17 protein-coding genes are annotated in these 17,662 nt (G+C 58.0%); 6 read left to right on the forward strand and 11 right to left on the reverse strand.

Annotation, left to right across the window (positions count from 1 at the left end):
• Positions 1-25 precede the first annotated feature (25 nt).
• Both KGB03_RS27710 and gpmI read right to left on the reverse strand, forming a co-directional pair.
• On the reverse strand, positions 26-1,324 hold the full coding sequence (locus tag KGB03_RS27710) for a murein hydrolase activator EnvC family protein (RefSeq protein WP_192409864.1): 1,299 nt from the start codon (positions 1,322-1,324) through the stop codon (positions 26-28).
• A gap of 246 nt (positions 1,325-1,570) precedes the next feature.
• A complete protein-coding gene (gene gpmI, locus KGB03_RS27715; protein ID WP_218536856.1) occupies positions 1,571-3,100 on the reverse strand; it encodes a 2,3-bisphosphoglycerate-independent phosphoglycerate mutase in 1,530 nt (509 codons plus the stop codon).
• Between the two features lie 153 nt (positions 3,101-3,253).
• Between gpmI and KGB03_RS27720 the strand changes: the two genes are divergently transcribed.
• Genes KGB03_RS27720 through secB form a run of 3 tightly spaced genes read left to right on the forward strand, consistent with a single transcriptional unit; the run spans position 3,254 to position 4,450 of the window.
• Entirely contained in the window at positions 3,254-3,667 is a 414-nt protein-coding gene (locus KGB03_RS27720; RefSeq protein ID WP_111449421.1) for a rhodanese-like domain-containing protein, read from the forward strand.
• Between the two features lies 1 nt (position 3,668).
• Positions 3,669-3,923 carry a glutaredoxin 3 gene (gene grxC / locus KGB03_RS27725; protein WP_008149430.1) on the forward strand — a complete coding sequence of 85 codons (255 nt, stop codon included), beginning with the start codon at positions 3,669-3,671 and terminating at the stop codon, positions 3,921-3,923.
• A gap of 41 nt (positions 3,924-3,964) precedes the next feature.
• On the forward strand, positions 3,965-4,450 hold the full coding sequence (secB, locus tag KGB03_RS27730; protein ID WP_223530408.1) for a protein-export chaperone SecB: 486 nt from the start codon (positions 3,965-3,967) through the stop codon (positions 4,448-4,450).
• Between the two features lie 129 nt (positions 4,451-4,579).
• Here secB and KGB03_RS27735 read toward each other — a convergent pair whose 3' ends face one another.
• Positions 4,580-5,035 carry a tRNA (cytidine(34)-2'-O)-methyltransferase gene (locus KGB03_RS27735; RefSeq protein WP_007949025.1) on the reverse strand — a complete coding sequence of 152 codons (456 nt, stop codon included), beginning with the start codon at positions 5,033-5,035 and terminating at the stop codon, positions 4,580-4,582.
• On the opposite strand from KGB03_RS27735, the gene KGB03_RS27740 reads away from it, so the two are divergent.
• The gene (locus KGB03_RS27740; RefSeq protein ID WP_046052179.1) at positions 5,034-5,474 is read left to right on the forward strand and encodes a hypothetical protein; all 441 of its coding nucleotides are present in this window, start codon (positions 5,034-5,036) and stop codon (positions 5,472-5,474) included. The genes KGB03_RS27735 and KGB03_RS27740 overlap by 2 nt on opposite strands.
• 610 nt (positions 5,475-6,084) lie before the next feature.
• On the opposite strand, the gene ntrC is transcribed toward KGB03_RS27740, so the two are convergent.
• The 7 genes from ntrC to glnA form a co-directional block, all read right to left on the reverse strand.
• Complete coding sequence (gene ntrC / locus KGB03_RS27745) at positions 6,085-7,521, reverse strand: nitrogen regulation protein NR(I) (protein ID WP_008149434.1); 1,437 nt, start codon at positions 7,519-7,521, stop codon at positions 6,085-6,087.
• Positions 7,518-8,603, reverse strand: coding sequence for a nitrogen regulation protein NR(II) (glnL, locus tag KGB03_RS27750; protein ID WP_010464561.1), 1,086 nt, complete (start codon positions 8,601-8,603; stop codon positions 7,518-7,520). The genes ntrC and glnL overlap by 4 nt, the downstream gene beginning before the upstream one ends.
• Positions 8,604-9,098: 495 nt before the next feature.
• The gene (locus KGB03_RS27755; protein ID WP_223530410.1) at positions 9,099-9,722 is read right to left on the reverse strand and encodes a DUF4124 domain-containing protein; all 624 of its coding nucleotides are present in this window, start codon (positions 9,720-9,722) and stop codon (positions 9,099-9,101) included.
• Entirely contained in the window at positions 9,719-10,228 is a 510-nt protein-coding gene (locus KGB03_RS27760; RefSeq protein ID WP_223530412.1) for a DUF4124 domain-containing protein, read from the reverse strand. Before KGB03_RS27760 ends, KGB03_RS27755 begins: the two co-directional genes overlap by 4 nt.
• 25 nt (positions 10,229-10,253) lie before the next feature.
• Positions 10,254-10,676 carry a cupin domain-containing protein gene (locus KGB03_RS27765; protein ID WP_375154709.1) on the reverse strand — a complete coding sequence of 141 codons (423 nt, stop codon included), beginning with the start codon at positions 10,674-10,676 and terminating at the stop codon, positions 10,254-10,256.
• A gap of 125 nt (positions 10,677-10,801) precedes the next feature.
• Positions 10,802-11,401 carry a hypothetical protein gene (locus tag KGB03_RS27770; RefSeq protein ID WP_218536860.1) on the reverse strand — a complete coding sequence of 200 codons (600 nt, stop codon included), beginning with the start codon at positions 11,399-11,401 and terminating at the stop codon, positions 10,802-10,804.
• A gap of 171 nt (positions 11,402-11,572) precedes the next feature.
• Entirely contained in the window at positions 11,573-12,979 is a 1,407-nt protein-coding gene (gene glnA, locus KGB03_RS27775) for a glutamate--ammonia ligase (protein ID WP_111449417.1), read from the reverse strand.
• Positions 12,980-13,309: 330 nt separating this feature from the next.
• Here glnA and thiI point away from each other — a divergent pair, with 330 nt between their 5' ends.
• Together thiI and typA are read left to right on the forward strand one after the other, a co-directional pair.
• Positions 13,310-14,764, forward strand: a complete 1,455-nt coding sequence (thiI, locus tag KGB03_RS27780) for a tRNA uracil 4-sulfurtransferase ThiI (protein ID WP_111449415.1) — start codon at positions 13,310-13,312, stop codon at positions 14,762-14,764.
• Between the two features lie 139 nt (positions 14,765-14,903).
• Positions 14,904-16,724 (forward strand): translational GTPase TypA, encoded by a 1,821-nt coding sequence (typA, locus tag KGB03_RS27785; RefSeq protein WP_008149445.1) that lies wholly within the window; start codon positions 14,904-14,906, stop codon positions 16,722-16,724.
• A gap of 324 nt (positions 16,725-17,048) precedes the next feature.
• Here the strand turns inward: typA and KGB03_RS27790 are convergent, their stop codons facing one another.
• Positions 17,049-17,492, reverse strand: coding sequence for a YkgJ family cysteine cluster protein (locus KGB03_RS27790; protein WP_008149447.1), 444 nt, complete (start codon positions 17,490-17,492; stop codon positions 17,049-17,051).
• Between the last annotated feature and the right edge of the window lie 170 nt (positions 17,493-17,662).

Below are 17,662 nucleotides of genomic sequence, written 5' to 3' on the forward strand. Positions count from 1 at the left end.
ACTCCTAATGTAGGTGACTCAACGCCTATCCTTGCGCGCGGCACCATTGCGCTGGATCACTCGGGTGACCCTGCTGACGAATAGCGAAATACAGCGCTGGCGTGTCCTGCCCGCCACTGCTACCCACAGTGGAGATGGACTCACCGGCTTTTACCACGTCACCCGCAGACTTGAGCAGCGTCTGGTTATGACCATAAAGACTCAAAAAACCGTTGCCGTGGTCGAGAATCACCAGCAGCCCGGCGCCTCGCAACCAGTCGGCGAACACCACGCGACCGCCATGCACGGCGTGCACCTGGCTGCCGGCGGAGGCGCTGATCATCACGCCGTCCCACTTGGTGCGGGCGTCGTCGCCACGGGTTTCGCCAAAGCGTGCCAGCAGTCGACCATCGACTGGCCAGGGAAGTTTTCCCCGGCTTGAAGCAAAGGGGCCGCCGAAGGTCTCACCTGAACTTGATACCAGGGCGCCGGGTGTCGATTTAACGGGTTTGCGTGGGGCATCAGTGGCCTCAGCATCTGCTGCAGCCTGGGCCTCACGTAAACGCTTTTTTTCGGCTTCCTGCTGGGCGATCAGCGCTTTTTGCCGCGCTTCTTCTGCCTCTCGGGCCTGACGGGCCAAGGTTTCTTCAATGGTTTTAAGGACTTTAGACAGGTCTGCCTGATCCTGCTCGCGGGCCGCCAGCTTCTGATCCCGGGCCTTCACGTCGTCGCTGAGTTTGGCCAGGACTTGCTGGCGCTCCTTGCGGACTTTGTCGAGTTCTTCACGCTGGCTGTCGAGGCTGCTTTTCTGCACCAGCAATTGCGCCTGTTGCATGGCGATGTCTTTTTCGACATTGGCCAGTTGGCGCAGGGTTTCGTTGAAATTCTTCAGCTGCTCCAGGCGGGCCTGGCTCAGGTAGTCGTAATAGGTGAGGGTGCGGGCGAATTTTTCCGGGTTCTGCTGGTTGAGCAACAGCTTCAAGTACTCCTGACGACCGTTCTGATAGGCCGCGCGGGCCTGAATGGCGATCAGTCGCTGCTGTTCAATGCGCGCGCTCTGGAGTTTTTTTTTCTCGGCATCGAGTCGCTGCAACTCGGATTCGCTTTTCTTCAGCTCTTTTTGCAGGGCTTCGACCTGCTTCTCGAGCTTGCCCATCTCGGTCTCGGTGCCTTTGAGGTCTTTCTGCACACCGGACTTTTCTTCCTGGAGCTTGCCCAGCAGCTTTTTCAGCTCGGCAATGTCCTGACGCGTGGCGTCCAACTGTTGTTGGGTTTGCGCGCGCTCGTCAGCAAAGGCCGGTTGGAGCAGGCATGTCAGAGCAAGGGCTATCAGGACGCGAAGCATAGAGGCGGGCGACACCAGGGAAAGGGACGGGCCTAGTATGCCCGCCAAGCGCTGCAAAAAAAACGCCCAATTGGGGTTGTGTGATAACCGGACAGAAAAACACCGAAAACCAATGTGGGAGCGGCGGTGCGACGATTCGACTTGTTCGCGAATGCGGTGTGTCAGGCAACGTTGATGTCGACTGATACACCGCATTCGCGAGCAAGCCCGCTCCCACAGGGTTTTGGCGGTGTTTGATAGGGCGGGTTACACCAGAATCGACGTGCCGGTCATTTCCGCCGGTTTTTCCAGGCCCATCAACATCAGCATGGTCGGTGCCACATCCGCCAGCACGCCGCCGTCGCGAACCTTGAAGTCACGCTTGCCGACATAGATGAACGGCACCGGTTCGGTGGTGTGGGCGGTATGCGCCTGGCCGGTGGTTTCATCGGACATCTGCTCGACGTTGCCGTGGTCGGCAGTAATCAGGGCTTCACCACCGACTTTTTCCAGCGCATCGACGATGCGGCCAACGCACAGGTCGAGGCATTCAACGGCTTTTACCGCTGCGTCGAACACGCCGCTGTGGCCGACCATGTCGCCGTTGGCGTAGTTGACCACGATCACGTCGTAACGCTGGTTTTCGATGGCATCAACGATGCGGTCGGTGACTTCCGGGGCGCTCATCTCGGGCTGCAAGTCATAAGTGGCGACTTTTGGCGACGGGATCAGGATGCGTTCTTCGCCCGGGAACGGTTCTTCACGGCCACCGGAGAAGAAGAAGGTTACGTGGGCATACTTCTCGGTTTCGGCAATGCGCAGCTGGGTCTTGCCGTTTTTCGCCAGATAGTCGCCCAGCACGTTGTCCAGGCTGCCCGCGGCGAAGGCCGATGGGGCGGGAATGCTGGCGGCGTACTGGGTCAGCATGACGAAGCCGGCCAGTTTTGGCTGGCGGGCACGTTCGAATTCCTTGAAATCGTCTTCGACGAACACGCGGGTCAGTTCGCGGGCGCGGTCAGCGCGGAAGTTCATGAACACCACGGCGTCGCCGTCTTCGACTTTCACCGGCTCACCGATGCTGGTGGCTTTGACGAATTCGTCACTCTCGCCGCGTTCGTACGCGGCTTGCAGGCCTTCCTGAGCGGTGGCGGCGTTGAATTCGCCGTTGCCATCGACAATCAGGTTGTAAGCCTGGGACACGCGGTCCCAACGGTTGTCGCGGTCCATGGCGAAGTAACGGCCAATAATGCTGGCGATCCGGCCTTTGCCGAGGGCCTGGAAGGCTGCATCCAGCAGTTCGATGGACGACTGAGCGCTTTTCGGCGGCGTGTCGCGACCATCAAGGAAAGCGTGCAGATAGATTTTTTCGGCGCCGCGCTTGAAAGCCAGTTCGGCCATGGCAATCAGGTGATCCTGGTGGCTGTGAACGCCGCCATCGGACAGCAGGCCCATGAAATGCACGGCTTTGCCGGCAGCGACGGCTTTATCGACAGCGGCGCAGATGGTCGGGTTTTCGAAGAACTCACCGTCGCGGATCGATTTGGTCACGCGCGTGAAGTCCTGATACACCACGCGGCCGGCGCCGAGGTTCATGTGGCCGACTTCGGAGTTGCCCATCTGGCCATCCGGCAGGCCGACGTCCATGCCGCTGCCCGAGATCAGGCCGTTCGGCACGGTGGCCCACAGACGGTCCAGTACGGGCTTCTTCGCCGCAAAGATGGCGTTGGATTCAGGGCTCTCACTGTGACCGAAGCCGTCGAGAATAATCAGGACCAAAGGTTTAGGCGTGGTAGTCATGGATTCCACTCGTGGCTGAGTTAAAAGAGGGCGATGGAAAAGGGAGTGGCAGTTTAAAGCGAAGTTCCGGCCACGTCACCGCCGGACGGGGTTTGGCCCACCATAGTGGCTGTGTATACTGGCCGACATTTTAACGCCCTGGAACTTCCTTCGATGGTTGAACATCTGATCCAATTCGCCACCAACCACTACATTCTCGTGGGTATCTTCGTCGTACTGGCGGCCTTGCTTTTGGCCTATCAGATGCAAGGCGGCGGCCGCAGCCTGAGCACCGGTGAACTGACCGGGCTGGTCAACAAGGACGCGGGTATTGTGATCGACATTCGTTCGACCAAGGACTTCGCCGCCGGTCACATTGTTGGCGCGGTGAACATTCCTCACGACAAACTGACCGCTCGCGTTGGCGAACTGGAAAAGCACAAGGCCAAGACCATCATCCTGGTCGACGCCATGGGCCAGACTGCTGGCACGCATGCCCGCGAACTGATGAAGTCCGGCTTCACCGCCGCCAAGCTTTCCGGCGGTATTTCCAGCTGGAAAGGCGACAACCTGCCGCTGGTGAAGTGATATGAGCAACGTCGTCGTCTATTCCAGCGATTACTGCCCTTACTGTTCGCGAGCCAAGTACCTGCTCGAGAACAAAGGCGTGGCCTTCGAAGAGATCAAGGTCGATGGCAAGCCGCAGGTGCGTGCCGCCATGGCTCAGAAGGCCGGACGTACGTCCGTGCCGCAGATCTGGATCGGCAGCACCCATGTGGGTGGTTGTGATGATTTGTTCGCCCTTGAGCGCGCCGGCAAGCTCGACGCCATGCTCAAGGCCTGAATGCCTTCCCTATAAGACCCCAAGATCAGAAAGGATCTGAGATGACTGACCAACAGAACACTGCAGCTAGCGAAGAAGAAACCGCACCGCAATTCTCCTTGCAGCGCATCTATGTACGTGACTTGTCCTTCGAAGCACCGAAAAGCCCGGCAATCTTCCGCCAGCAGTGGGAACCGAGCGTCGGTCTGGATCTGAACACTCGTCAAAAGTCTCTGGAAGGCGACTTCCACGAAGTCGTACTGACGTTGTCCGTTACCGTGAAAAACGGTGAAGAAGTGGCGTTCATTGCTGAAGTGCAACAGGCCGGGATCTTCCTGATCAAGAACCTCGACGACGCTTCGATGAGCCACACCCTCGGCGCGTTCTGCCCGAACATCCTGTTCCCGTATGCTCGCGAGACCCTGGACAGCCTGGTCACCCGCGGTTCGTTCCCGGCGCTGATGCTGGCCCCGGTGAACTTCGACGCGCTGTACGCGCAAGAGCTGCAACGCATGCAGGCGGCTGGCGAGACTCCAACCGTTCAGTAAGCGGTCCTGAGTCAAAGCTAGTCCAATGTGGGAGCGGGCTTGCTCGCGAAAGCGGTGTAACAGGCAACGATGATGTTGAATGTTATGACCCCTTCGCGAGCAAGCCCGCTCCCACATTTGTTATGTGTGTTATTTAAAACCGAGCTGGCGCCAGCCTTCGTACACGGCGACCGCCACGGTGTTCGACAGGTTCAGGCTGCGGCAGCCTTCACGCATCGGCAGGCGCAGGCGCTGTTCGCCGGGCAGGGCATCGAGTACTTCTGCCGGCAAGCCACGGCTTTCCGGGCCGAACAGGAACGCATCGCCCTCGGCGAAGCTGGCATCGTGGAACGGCCGCGAGCCCTTGGTGGTAAAGGCGAACAGCCGAGGATGACCGAGGCTTTCCAGACAGCTGGCGAGGTCTGCGTGGCGCTGCAGGGTGGCATACTCGTGGTAATCGAGGCCGGCCCGGCGCAGACGCTTGTCGTCCATCTCGAAGCCCAGCGGTTCGATCAAATGCAGGTGGCAGCCACTGTTGGCGCACAGCCTGATAACGTTGCCGGTATTCGGCGGAATTTCTGGTTGGAAAAGGATGACGTGAAACATGCACGGCTCCGAAGGTAAAGATGAGCGGCATTCTACGCCTGAAGCTGACCCGCGTTCGAAGCTATTCCCGCGAGTGATGGCTTCGCTGGCGATTGTCGGGGTGATGGTGGGGTTGATGATCGGTCGCCTGACCACTCCCGACCCCAGCGAATTGCAGCAGGTCGAGGTCACGAACGATGGGCTGGTGGTGTGGTTCAACAACGAACCCAAGGCTCACGGCGAGTTCGTCGACGGTAGCCTCGCGTTGCTGTTCGAAGCTGAAGGAAAGGCACAGAAAGGTCAGCTCAAAATCAACGACAAGAGCGTGAACTGGCGCGTGCGTTTGAGTGATGGGGGGTTGTTGCTGACGGTGGTGGCGGCCCGGCCACTGCAGGGCGAGTGGGCCGGTAGCGAGGTCGATGACCGCTGGCGGCTGGAGATCCATCTCCGAGAGCAATAAAAGAGGGAATCCCCGGCCTGCCTGTACCAAGGTCCCCAAAACGGCAGGGCTCGCGCATTGCGCCGTGAGCCCGGTGTAAAGAAGGAACCCCTGACCTGCCTGTATCAAGGGCCCCAAAACTGCTTGGGCTCGTCGCTTGTGCGGTGTGAGCCCGGTGTAAAGAGGGGAATCCCCGGCCTGCCTGTACCAAGGTCCCCGAAACTGGGTAGTGAACTGAATCACTGAATGGACTGTTGCAGGGGGCGTGCCAGGTTTTAACAAGTTGAAACAGAATGTCGCGCTGAAACGTCGAAAGCCCCGTATTCCGGGGCTTTCGTGTTTTTTCGATAGGGGTTTTCTTGCAGATGAAGGCGGGGTTTTGGGTCGATTGTCATGCACGATTGCGGTTCACGGTGCATTGACGCGGTGCACGGAGCTCTAAATGTGGGAGCGGGCTTGCTCGCGAAGAGGCCGTGTCAGTCGACATTAATGTCGCCTGATACACCGCTTTCGCGAGCAAGCCCGCTCCCACATTGGTTCGATGTTGACCAAAAAATGATGCTCTTGCACAACATCTGTGTGCGAGCCTGCTCGCGATTGGTTCTGACAGTCAGCAGAAAACTAAAGGCTGCTAGCCTTCATCCCCCTCATCATCATCCCCACCATCAACCTTCATCCCCAACTCCTTGATCTTGCGCGTCAGGGTATTACGCCCCCAGCCCAGCAAAACGGCGGCATCACGGCGGCGGCCGGCGGTGTGTTTGAGGGCGGTTTCGATCATGATCCGCTCGAACGCCGGCACGGCGCTGTCGAGCAGGCTCGACTGGCCACGGGCCAACGCCTGGTCAGCCCACTGGCGCAGCGCTTGCTCCCAGTTGGTCACCGGCGCCGAATCCTGCGGCAGGTTCAGCAGCTCCGGCGGCAGGTCGCTGATGTGCACTTCGCGACCCGAAGCCATCACCGTGATCCAGCGGCAGGTGTTCTCCAGCTGACGCACGTTGCCGCCCCACGGCAGGTTCTTCAGGTATTCCTCGGTTTCGCTTTTCAGCAGCTTCGGCTCCACCGCCAGTTCTTGCGCGGCACGGCTGAGGAAGTGCTTGGCGAGGGTCGGGATGTCTTCGCGACGGTCCGACAACCGTGGAATGTGGATGCGAATCACGTTGAGGCGGTGGAACAAGTCCTCACGGAATTTCCCGGCATGCACCAGGGTTTCCAGATTCTGGTGAGTCGCGGCGATGATTCGCACATCGACCTTCACTGGCACATGACCGCCGACGCGGTAGAACTCGCCGTCCGCCAACACCCGCAGCAAACGAGTCTGGGTGTCTGCCGGCATGTCGCCGATTTCATCGAGGAACAGCGTGCCGCCGTCAGCCTGTTCAAAACGCCCGCGACGCAGGTTGGCCGCGCCAGTGAACGCGCCTTTCTCATGGCCGAACAGCTCGGATTCCATCAGGTCTTTGGGGATCGCCGCCATGTTCAGCGCAATGAACGGCGAAGCCGCACGCGGACTGTGACGGTGCAGCGCGTGGGCCACCAACTCTTTACCGGTACCGGATTCGCCGTTGATCAGCACGGTGATGTTGGAGTGGCTCAAGCGCCCGATGGCGCGAAACACTTCCTGCATCGCCGGCGCTTCACCGATGATTTCCGGGGTGCGGGTCAAGGCGACCGGGACTTCCAGGCCTTGCTGTTCCTGGGCGTGCTGGTTCGCGCGTTTGACCAGTGACACCGCTTCGTCAACGTCGAACGGTTTCGGCAGGTATTCAAACGCGCCGCCCTGATAGGACGCGACAGCGCTGTCCAGATCGGAGTGAGCGGTCATGATAATGACCGGCAGCCGTGGGTGTTGTTCGCGAATCCGCGCCAGAAGGTCCAGACCGCTGGCACCCGGCATGCGAATGTCGGAGATGATCACGTCTGGCTGCTGGCGCGCCAGGCGACTCATCACGCCATCGGCGCTGTCGAAGCTTTGCGTGGTCATGCCTTCTTGCTGCAAGGCTTTTTCCAGGACCCAACGGATAGAACGGTCGTCATCGACGATCCACACGGTTTCACTACGGCTCATGTCGATGTGGCTCCTTGTTCCAGTGGCAGAAAGATCGAGAAGGTGGTGTGGCCTGGATGGCTGTCACATTCGATCAGGCCCTGGTGCTGGCTGATGATGTTCTGGGTAATGGCCAGGCCCAGCCCGGTACCGTCCGGACGGCCGCTGACCATGGGAAAGAAGATGGTTTCCTGCAAGTCCGCGGGAATGCCCGGGCCGTTGTCGATGATTTCGATCTTGGTCACCAGGCGATGGCGCACGTGGCCGATGGTGAACTGGCGCATGGCGCGGGTGCGCAGGCTGATGCGGCCGAGGCGCAGCTCGTTCTGGCTGCTGATGGCCTGCATCGCATTGCGCACGATGTTCAGCACGGCCTGAATCATCTGTTCGCGGTCGATCAACACGTCGGGAATGCTTGGGTCGTAGTCGCGCACCAAAGTGATGCAGCCCTGGCTTTCGGCCTCCACCAGATGACAAACGCGTTCCAGCACTTCGTGGACGTTGCACATCGCCAGTGACGGCAGCTTATTGGAACCGAGCATGCGATCGACCAGATTGCGCAGGCGGTCGGCCTCTTCAATGATCACGTTGGTGTAGTCGCGCAGGCTTTCTTCCGGCAGTTCGCGGGCGAGCAATTGCGCCGCGCCGCGAATCCCGCCGAGAGGATTCTTGATCTCGTGAGCGAGGCCGCGCACCAGCATCTTGCTGGTTTCCTGTTTCGACAGCTGCGCCTCTTCCTTGGTGATTCGCAGCAAGCGGTCACGGGGGTGGACTTCCAGCAGCAGCATGGTGGCGCCGTTGGCCAGGATGGGCGTTACCGCGTAGTCGACGGTCAGTGTCTGGCCGGTGAGGGCGGTGAGCATCGCTTCGCGCTTGGTGAACGGATGTGCCTGCTCGACCGCCTGGCGCAGGGAGTTCAGCGCCTCGGTGGATTCGGTGAACAACTCACTGATGAACTGCCCATGGCTGCGCTGACCGCTGATGGCCAGGAGCATCTCCGCCGCCGGGTTCATGTACTCGAGGCGCAGTTCGGCATCGAGCAGAATGGTGGCGGTGGTCAGGTTGTCGAGTAGCAATCGATGCAGTGCGTCGCTAATGGTCATAGTAGGGCGTGCTCACCGTAAATGGCGAATCGCGTTGGCGCTGTGATCGCGCCAGGCAAGGCGTAGGACGCAGAGAATGGCTTTCCCTTTTCAAGTCCTACAACGCAGCATGGCGCGATCACAGCGCCAACCCGAAGGGCAAAGCCCCACGAGACGCAATCCGTCGTTATTCGTCGTTCATTTGGAGCAACCAAACTTCTCTCCTCATGCCTAGTCTTGCGTCTCGTGGGGCTTTGCGCGATCGCCATTTACGGTGAGCACGCCCTACTCCCTCTTTTGGAGCAGGGCATGCGCGTGAATAACGCGCCGATACGAGGAAAATGCAAAAACCAAACCAAGGCTCCGAAAAGAAGCGTTTAAGGCCTGAAACGGGCGTTTGACGCTCGTTTGCGTGGCGTTCTGCCAGCTTTGACGGGTACTTTCGAACCAAAATGGGTTGGTATATGGGTACGGTGCAACCAATTGCACCAATATAGTGCGCAAACCTGAACGGCGTTAGAAGAAGCGCAGGAAAGGATTTTTTTCTTCTACTACGGGTTTGTCTTTGAGCGGGCATTCCGGCCGTTGGCCGTAATCGGTGAGGGCGCAGGGTTTGACCTGGCGCTTCTGCGCGAGGGAGATGCGCAGCATGTGAAACGGCTGGTTGGCGGTGCGTTCGACCGTGCGGCCCTGTTCGTCGAGGATTTCCACTGAGAGGTTATGGCTGCCGCGATCGATGTTGCTCAGGGCGAACACCGGACTCAGGCCGGGCGCTGCGGTGGGTTGGCCGTCGAGTAGCAGTTGGTAGCGATGGCCTCGCTGCAGGCCGGGTTCGCTGGTGACGCTGACGATAATCTCGCCAGCATTGCTGCGTACCGTGGCATCTGGCTCCGGCACCAGTACTCTCAACATGTCGTAGTGGAACAGTGGTTTTGTTTCGGCCTTTTTTCCAGCCGTCACCGGTGCTGCGCCGCCGGGCTTGGCGGACATGCGATTGCTCGTTGCCATCGGCACACGCTTGGCATTGCCGGAACCTGGCTGGTCGGTGTAAACCCGATTGCCCTGGGCGTCGACGTAGGTGAACACCTCCGCTGTCACCGGCAGGGCGATCAGGCAGGTGATCAGGAGCCACAGCCTCACGGCTTGTGCACCCGTTGTACGGTGAACGTCACGGCGGGACTTTGTTGAACGATGTTTTCCCCGTCGATCACCTGCACCGCGAGGCTGTGTGTGCCGCGATCAATATTGACCAGTTGCAGGATCGGCACGTTGCTCGGCTGGCCGTAAGGCTGATCGTCCAGCAACAGCCTGAACAGATGAGGACCTTGCAGGCGCGGTTTGATCAGCACATTGACGGTGAAGGTGCCGTTGTTGGCACGCAGCGCTTCGGTGGTCGGCAAGTTGGTCAGTTCCAGCACCTCGTAAGCGCTAAGCGGTTGTTCACGGCTGGTGCCTTCGACAGGTGGCGCAGAAGCGGCTTGGGGCTCAACCCTGTTCAGCGGTGGCAACTCGACCGGCTGAGCCTTCATGCCATCGGGCGGTTGATTGCTGTAGGCGGTGTTGCCGTCGGCGTCGGTGTACTTGTAGATCTGCGCCATCACAGGGCAAGCGAAAAACAGCAGCAGAAATATCAAAAGTGACCGCATCCAGACTCCCTGTGGGTATCAAGGTTTACTCCGACAGTGGAATACCTTGGCTGCCAGCATAGAACACAATGAGTTCTACCGGCTTGTCACCGGTTTTGCCGCGATGGGTGATGTTGACCATTTCGGCCACCGCATCGCCCTGCTTGAAGCGTCGGACCTGGCCGCTGTCCTTGCTCTCAACTGTCAGCTCGCCGGCAAGAATGTACGCTGCATTGGGGATTGGATGGGTGTGCCAGTCGAGCGCAGTGTTTGCAGGTATCTTGAGTTTCAGGAGCGACAGCTCAGGTGCCGTCTTCGGGTAGGCGATGTAAGGCGTGTCGTCCCAGGATGCGCTGCTTTGCAGTAAAACAATACGTTCGATTGCCGCCGTCGGTGCTGCTGGGTTGCAGCCCGACAGGGCGCCTGCGGCCAGGGTGCCAAGCAGGGTTGTGAGCATGTAGATCTTCATTGTTCCATCCGTTGAGTGCAGGTAAGTCGGTACAGGCTACGAGCAACTCAAATGGGTTGATGCCGGACGAAACTGTGAATGTCATGGGAGATGGATCGATTGCTTGTCAGAAATTGCGGAGCGGCTCATCTGGATGTTTCCATGCAAGGCCCGATAACCTTGCGCAACCCGCTGTCGTCTTCTGGCAATACAAACTCTGCAATCAGCGGGGTATCACTCTTGCGCGAAGGCAGTGTCAACGTTGCACGCTGACCATGGGCAGTCTTAGTGAGCCAGTAATGCAACTCGCGCTTGTCGATGCTCGTACCGAACTCGAATACCCAACCGTCTTCTTGCAGGCTCCTTACCGAGCCCGAACCGCTAACCAGATAGCTGATGGGCGTGCGCGCGCCGGTTGTCAGGCGCAATGGTCCGTTTGCCGGTGCGCCCGGGCCTTCATAATCATCGGCATTGAAGCCAAGACGCTGTGTCGGGATAGTCAGGGACATTCTCATCGGGTTATCAGGATGACAACTTATCGCCAATAGGGCTTCGCCGGTTTTGCCGTCATAGCGCGTATTTCCGCTGAGAAGGGCCGTTTGAAACCGGCTGTCATCGGAAGATTTTTCCACCCGCCAGTGTTTGCTCTCATCAGCGGAATGGGAGCTATCAGTCGCGGCCCAGGCAGGTGTTAGCGTCGCAAGAAACAACGCTAGCGAATAAAGAGGGGTCGATGCTGATTTCATCTGATGGTCCTTCCGAAAAGTCCCGGGACAGTAAATGAAAATTGCTTGGAAGTTTCACAGAACTATTTTCAAAAAAATGCAAAAGCGTTTTGCCTGAAAACTTACGCCCACAAAAAAGGCCTCCGAAGGAGGCCTCTTTTTTGTCACGCCGCTTGCGCAGGCGCTACCGGATCAGCAGCTGTAGTACAGCTCGTATTCCAGTGGGTGTACGAAGGTACGTACTTTGATTTCTTCTTCGCTTTTCAGAGCGATGTAAGCGTCGATGAAGTCGTCGCTGAAAACGCCGCCTTTGGTCAGGAACGCACGACCTTTGTCCAGCTCTTCCAGGGCTTCTTTTAGGCTGCCACAAACTTGTGGGATCTCTTTCGCCTCTTCAGGCGGCAGGTCATACAGGTTTTTGTCAGCAGCATCGCCAGGGTGGATCTTGTTCTGGATACCGTCCAGGCCAGCCATCAACAGTGCAGCGAAGCCCAGGTACGGGTTAGCTGCTGGATCCGGGAAGCGGGCTTCAATACGGCGAGCGCGAGGGCTGGACACGTAAGGAATACGGATCGAAGCGGAACGGTTACGAGCCGAGTAGGCCAGCATTACCGGAGCTTCGAAACCTGGGACCAGACGCTTGTAGGAGTTGGTCGACGGGTTGGTGAAGCCGTTCAGAGCCTTACCGTGCTTGATGATGCCGCCGATGAAGAACAGGGCGGTGTCGGACAGGCCGGCATAGCCTTCGCCAGCGAAGGTGTTCTTGCCATCTTTGGCGATGGACAGGTGAACGTGCATACCCGAACCGTTGTCGCCGTACAGAGGCTTAGGCATGAAGGTCGCGGTGCGGCCGTATGCATCAGCAACGTTGTGTACGCAGTACTTCAGGGTCTGAACTTCGTCAGCCTTGGCAACCAGGGTGTTGAACTTCACACCGATTTCGTTCTGGCCGGCAGTCGCCACTTCGTGGTGGTGAACTTCGATGACCAGGCCCATTTCTTCCATAGCGTTGCACATGGAGGTACGGATTTCGTGGTCGTGGTCGAACGGAGGAACCGGGAAGTAGCCGCCTTTGACGCCTGGACGGTGGCCTTTGTTGCCGCCTTCCACGTCCTGGTCGGACATCCACGAACCTTGTTCGGAGTAGATCTTGAACATGGAACCGGAGATGTCGGACTTGAACTTCACTTCGTCGAAGATGAAGAATTCAGGCTCTGGACCCACGAATACGGTGTCGCCGATACCGGTCGACTTCAGGTATTCCTCGGCACGCTTGGCGATCGCACGTGGGTCACGGTCGTAGCCTTGCATGGTCGAAGGTTCGATCACGTCGCAAACCAGGATCAGGGTTGGCTCTTCGGTGAACGGGTCGAGAACGGCAGTGCTGTCGTCCGGCATCAGGATCATGTCGGAGGCTTCGATGCCTTTCCAGCCAGCGATGGAGGAACCGTCGAACATTTTGCCTTCTTCGAAGAAAGCTTCATCCAGCGCGTCGCGAGCCGGCATGGTCACGTGGTGCTGAGTGCCTTTGGTGTCCGTGAAGCGCAGATCAATCCACTTGACGTCATGATCTTTGATGAGTTGAACCGACTTCGACATAGTGTCCTCCGGGTGGCTTCGGGCTTAGTAGTGGATGCCCTTAGAATGTGGGTGATGCCGGCGCGAATACTCTGCCAAGGCAACCTGCCTCACAAGGGAGCAAATTGCATGCCAGTGCCCCACCATGGGTTTTTTGCCCCAATTTCACGCTTATAAAGGTGCAAAGCGCAGCAAAGCTGGAAATAGCGCCCCGTAATGTAGCGTCAAATTCGGTAAATGACCTGTTTTGGTGCGCGAAAAACCTTCTGCACATTAACTGGTTAAACCTTGAGCAATTTCCGCTATAATCCGCGCCCCCCTTTTTCGGCTGGCCCAGCGCGCGCTGTTTTCATGAAACTAATCGTAAAAGTCTTCCCCGAGATCACCATCAAGAGCCGCCCGGTACGGATGCGTTTCATCCGCCAGTTGGCCAAAAACATCCGTACCGTGCTCCGCGACCTGGACCCGGCCGTGGTGGTGAACGGTGTGTGGGACAATCTCGAGCTGGAAACCCGCGTCAGCGAGCCCAAAGCCCTGAAGGAGATGACCGAGCGCCTGAGCTGCATGCCGGGCATCGCGCATTTCCTTCAGGTCGACGAATACCCGTTGGGTGACTTCGACGACATCGTCGCCAAGTGCAAGCAGCACTTTGGTGATGCGTTGGCCGGGAAGATCTTTTCGGTGCGCTGCAAGCGTGCCGGCAAGCATGAATTCAGTTCGATGGACGTCGAGAAATATGTCGGCAGCCAACTGCGTCGTCAGTGCGGCGCCGCCGGAATCTCGCTGAAAGAGCCGGAAATCGAAGTTCGCCTCGAAATTCGCGACAAACGGTTGTTCGTGATCCACAACCAGCACAACAGCATCGGCGGTTATCCGCTGGGTGCCCTGGAACAGACACTTGTGCTGATGTCCGGCGGCTTCGATTCCACTGTTGCTGCTTACCAGATCATGCGCCGCGGCCTGATGAGCCATTTCTGCTTCTTCAATCTGGGCGGACGAGCCCATGAACTGGGCGTTATGGAAGTCGCGCACTTCATCTGGAAGAAGTACGGCAGCTCCCAACGCGTGTTATTTGTGAGTGTGCCTTTCGAGGAAGTACTGGGAGAAATTCTCGGGAAAGTCGATAACAGTCATATGGGCGTAGTTTTGAAGCGTATGATGTTGCGCGCTGCTTCCCGTATTGCCGATCGGCTGGAGATCGAAGCGCTGGTCACCGGCGAAGCGATTTCCCAGGTGTCGAGCCAGACGCTGCCGAACCTGTCCGTGATCGACTGCGTGACCGACAAGCTGGTCTTGCGTCCGCTGATCGCCAGTCACAAGCAGGACATCATCGACCTGGCCAACGAAATCGGGACTGCCGACTTCGCCAAGCACATGCCGGAATACTGCGGGGTCATCTCGGTGAACCCCAAGACCCACGCCAAGCGTCCACGCGTGGAGTACGAAGAACAACAGTTCGACATGGCAGTACTTGAGCGTGCGCTCGAGAACGCCAAACTGGTGCCGATCGATCGCGTGATCGACGAATTGGGCCAGGACTTGCAGATCGAAGAAGTCAGTGAAGCGCTGGCTGGTCAGATCGTCATCGACATCCGTCATCCGGATGCCGCTGAAGACGACCCGCTGAGCCTCGTTGGCATTGAGGTACAAACGATGCCGTTTTATGCATTGAACGCTCGTTTCAAGGAACTGGACCCTACTCGCCAGTACCTGCTGTATTGCGACAAAGGCGTGATGAGTCGCCTGCATGCCCACCATTTGCTCAGTGAGGGGCATGCCAATGTGCGCGTTTATCGACCGAGCTAAGAGCCCGGGGCTGTACGCCTGTGGCCTGCGTCACCGGCCCCCCGACTCTGCCGTCAAGCTGTAACGGCAAGGCCTGACTCTACTGTAAATCGCTGCCAAGACTTGTCAGCACACCGAATCCTCTGATCGAGATACACAAGTGATCGAAAATCTACGCAACATCGCCATCATTGCTCACGTTGACCATGGTAAGACCACCCTGGTAGACAAACTCTTGCGTCAATCCGGCACCCTGGAGCGCAACGAGCTCAACGACGAGCGCGTGATGGACTCCAACGACCAGGAGAAAGAGCGCGGTATTACCATTCTGGCGAAAAACACCGCCATCAACTGGAACGGCTACCACATCAACATCGTGGATACCCCGGGCCACGCCGACTTCGGCGGTGAAGTTGAACGCGTAATGTCGATGGTTGACTCCGTTCTGCTGCTGGTTGACGCTCAAGACGGCCCTATGCCGCAAACCCGTTTCGTGACCAAGAAGGCTTTCGAAGCCGGCCTGCGTCCAATCGTGGTGATCAACAAGGTTGACCGTCCAGGCGCGCGTCCGGACTGGGTTCTGGACCAGATCTTCGACCTGTTCGACAACCTCGGTGCTACCGAAGAACAGCTGGACTTCAAAGTCGTCTACGCCTCGGCCCTGAACGGCATTGCCGGTCTGGAACACACCGACATGGCTGAAGACATGACCCCGCTGTACCAGTCGATCGTCGACAACGTACCTGCGCCGAAAGTCGACCGTGAAGGTCCGTTCCAGATGCAAATCTCCGCTCTGGACTACAACAGCTTTCTGGGTGTTATCGGCGTTGGCCGTATCGCCCGTGGTCGCATCAAGCCGAACACTCCGGTTGTCGCTATCGACGCCGACGGCAAGAAGCGTACCGGTCGTATCCTGAAGCTGATGGGTCACCACGGTCTGCACCGTATCGACGTTGAAGAAGCAGCTGCCGGCGACATCGTCTGCATCAGCGGCTTCGACCAGCTGTTCATCTCCGACACTCTGTGCGACCCACTGAACGTCGAAGCAATGAAGCCGCTGACCGTTGACGAACCAACCGTTTCCATGACCTTCCAGGTAAACGACTCGCCTTTCTGCGGTAAAGAAGGCAAGTTCGTCACCAGCCGTAACATCAAGGAACGTCTGGACAAAGAACTGCTCTACAACGTTGCCCTGCGCGTTGAAGAAGGCGACACCGCCGACAAGTTCAAAGTCTCCGGCCGTGGTGAGCTGCACCTCTCGGTACTGATCGAAACCATGCGTCGCGAAGGCTTCGAAATGGGTGTTGGTCGTCCGGAAGTGATCATCCGCATGGTTGACGGCGTAAAGCACGAACCGTACGAAAACGTGACCATCGACCTGCCAGAAGAATCGCAAGGTTCAATCATGGAACAGATCGGTATCCGTAAAGGCGACCTGACCAACATGGTTCCGGATGGCAAGGGCCGTGTGCGCCTTGAGTACAACATCCCGGCTCGTGGCTTGATCGGTTTCCGTAACGAGTTCCTGACCCTGACCTCCGGTGCAGGCATCCTGACCTCGATCTTCGACCGTTACGACGTGATGAAGTCCGGCGACATGTCCGGCCGTCAGAACGGCGTGCTGGTTTCGGTTGCTACCGGTAAGGCGCTGACTTACTCGCTGGAAACCCTGCAAGCTCGCGGCAAACTGTTCCTGGGTCACGGTGAAGACGTGTACGAAGGTCAAATCGTCGGCATCAACAGCCGCGACAACGACCTGGGCGTTAACCCAACCAAAGGCAAGAAGCTCGACAACATGCGTGCCTCGGGTAAAGACGAAACCATCGCTCTGGTTCCGCCTATCCGTTTCACCCTGGAACAAGCGCTTGAGTTCGTGCAAGAAGACGAACTGTGCGAAGTCACTCCTAAGTCCATCCGTCTTCGTAAGAAGATCCTGGGTGAAAGCGAGCGTACCCGCGCTGCCAAGAAAGCCGGTAACTGAGTTTCGACTTAGTTAACTGCTAAAAAAACGCCCCCGACCGCAAGGTCGGGGGCGTTTTTGTTTGTTTGGGGAAGGGAAAATTGATGGTGGAGTTTTCAGAATCTTGGGATGACTTGGGATCGACCCCTCACCCTAACCCTCTCCCCAAGGGGTAGAGGGGACTGACCGAGTTGTTCTTTCGAGATACATCGACCTGAAATATCGAGTCGAACTCAGGTTTGAAAAGCTTGAAGATCTGCTCCCTTTCCCCCTCTCCCCACTGGGGAGAGGGCTGGGGTGAGGGGGGGGGCTCAAGAACGACGCAGAATCGGCCCTTAGCCTCGATCAGAACTTTTCGAGGGTGCGGCGGCTCTCGCTGGTCTCGCGCGCCACTTCTTTGGGCTTATACGCGCAATACCCCGGCCGCGGCCCGATTTTCGGGTGGTTGCGGCAAGTATCCGGACGCTTTTCATAAATAGTGCACAGACGGCTCTTACGATCCAGGTACAGGCAATCGTTGTTGCTCATGCGCTGAAGGGTGAAGATCTCGGACTTCTGGTTGTAACGCTCGACGATCCCTTCCTTCTGCAGACGCTTGGCGATGTTCTTCGGCGGCTCGCCGCGCTCGAATTCATCGACGATGCCGATACGGATCAGATCCTTGATCTTGACCTCGACCGGCAGGGTGCAGCAGCTGGAAACGCACGAACCACACATCGGGGCGGAGTACTTGGCCCAGGTATCGAGGCGGTCGATCTCCGCGGCGGCGATCAGGTTGGACTTCATCATCGGTTGTTACCAGCGTGCATCAGGGCGCGCGATCATACCGGGACTGGTGGATTTTTGAACAACCTTTCGCCAGATTTTTTCGTATTCCGCCCAATAACACCTGTAACCCGGCACGGCCCCTGCATTCTTTCCGGTGCGCGGCAAGGTAATGTCGATCTATCTCACACTAA

The sequence above is a fragment of the Pseudomonas sp. BF-B-26 genome, from assembly GCF_019956495.1.
Classification (GTDB): Bacteria; Pseudomonadota; Gammaproteobacteria; order Pseudomonadales; family Pseudomonadaceae; genus Aquipseudomonas.

What these genes read in the sequence shown, in the direction of transcription:
- KGB03_RS27710 (WP_192409864.1), bottom strand. Translation starts at nt 1,324, where the DNA reads ATGCTTCGCGTCCTGATAGCCCTTGCTCTGACATGCCTGCTCCAACCG.
- gpmI (WP_218536856.1), bottom strand. Translation starts at nt 3,100, where the DNA reads ATGACTACCACGCCTAAACCTTTGGTCCTGATTATTCTCGACGGCTTC.
- KGB03_RS27720 (WP_111449421.1), top strand. Translation starts at nt 3,254, where the DNA reads ATGGTTGAACATCTGATCCAATTCGCCACCAACCACTACATTCTCGTG.
- grxC (WP_008149430.1), top strand. Translation starts at nt 3,669, where the DNA reads ATGAGCAACGTCGTCGTCTATTCCAGCGATTACTGCCCTTACTGTTCG.
- secB (WP_223530408.1), top strand. Translation starts at nt 3,965, where the DNA reads ATGACTGACCAACAGAACACTGCAGCTAGCGAAGAAGAAACCGCACCG.
- KGB03_RS27740 (WP_046052179.1), top strand. Translation starts at nt 5,034, where the DNA reads ATGCACGGCTCCGAAGGTAAAGATGAGCGGCATTCTACGCCTGAAGCT.
- KGB03_RS27735 (WP_007949025.1), bottom strand. Translation starts at nt 5,035, where the DNA reads ATGTTTCACGTCATCCTTTTCCAACCAGAAATTCCGCCGAATACCGGC.
- ntrC (WP_008149434.1), bottom strand. Translation starts at nt 7,521, where the DNA reads ATGAGCCGTAGTGAAACCGTGTGGATCGTCGATGACGACCGTTCTATC.
- glnL (WP_010464561.1), bottom strand. Translation starts at nt 8,603, where the DNA reads ATGACCATTAGCGACGCACTGCATCGATTGCTACTCGACAACCTGACC.
- KGB03_RS27760 (WP_223530412.1), bottom strand. Translation starts at nt 10,228, where the DNA reads ATGCGGTCACTTTTGATATTTCTGCTGCTGTTTTTCGCTTGCCCTGTG.
- KGB03_RS27765 (WP_375154709.1), bottom strand. Translation starts at nt 10,676, where the DNA reads ATGAAGATCTACATGCTCACAACCCTGCTTGGCACCCTGGCCGCAGGC.
- KGB03_RS27770 (WP_218536860.1), bottom strand. Translation starts at nt 11,401, where the DNA reads ATGAAATCAGCATCGACCCCTCTTTATTCGCTAGCGTTGTTTCTTGCG.
- glnA (WP_111449417.1), bottom strand. Translation starts at nt 12,979, where the DNA reads ATGTCGAAGTCGGTTCAACTCATCAAAGATCATGACGTCAAGTGGATT.
- thiI (WP_111449415.1), top strand. Translation starts at nt 13,310, where the DNA reads ATGAAACTAATCGTAAAAGTCTTCCCCGAGATCACCATCAAGAGCCGC.
- KGB03_RS27790 (WP_008149447.1), bottom strand. Translation starts at nt 17,492, where the DNA reads ATGATGAAGTCCAACCTGATCGCCGCCGCGGAGATCGACCGCCTCGAT.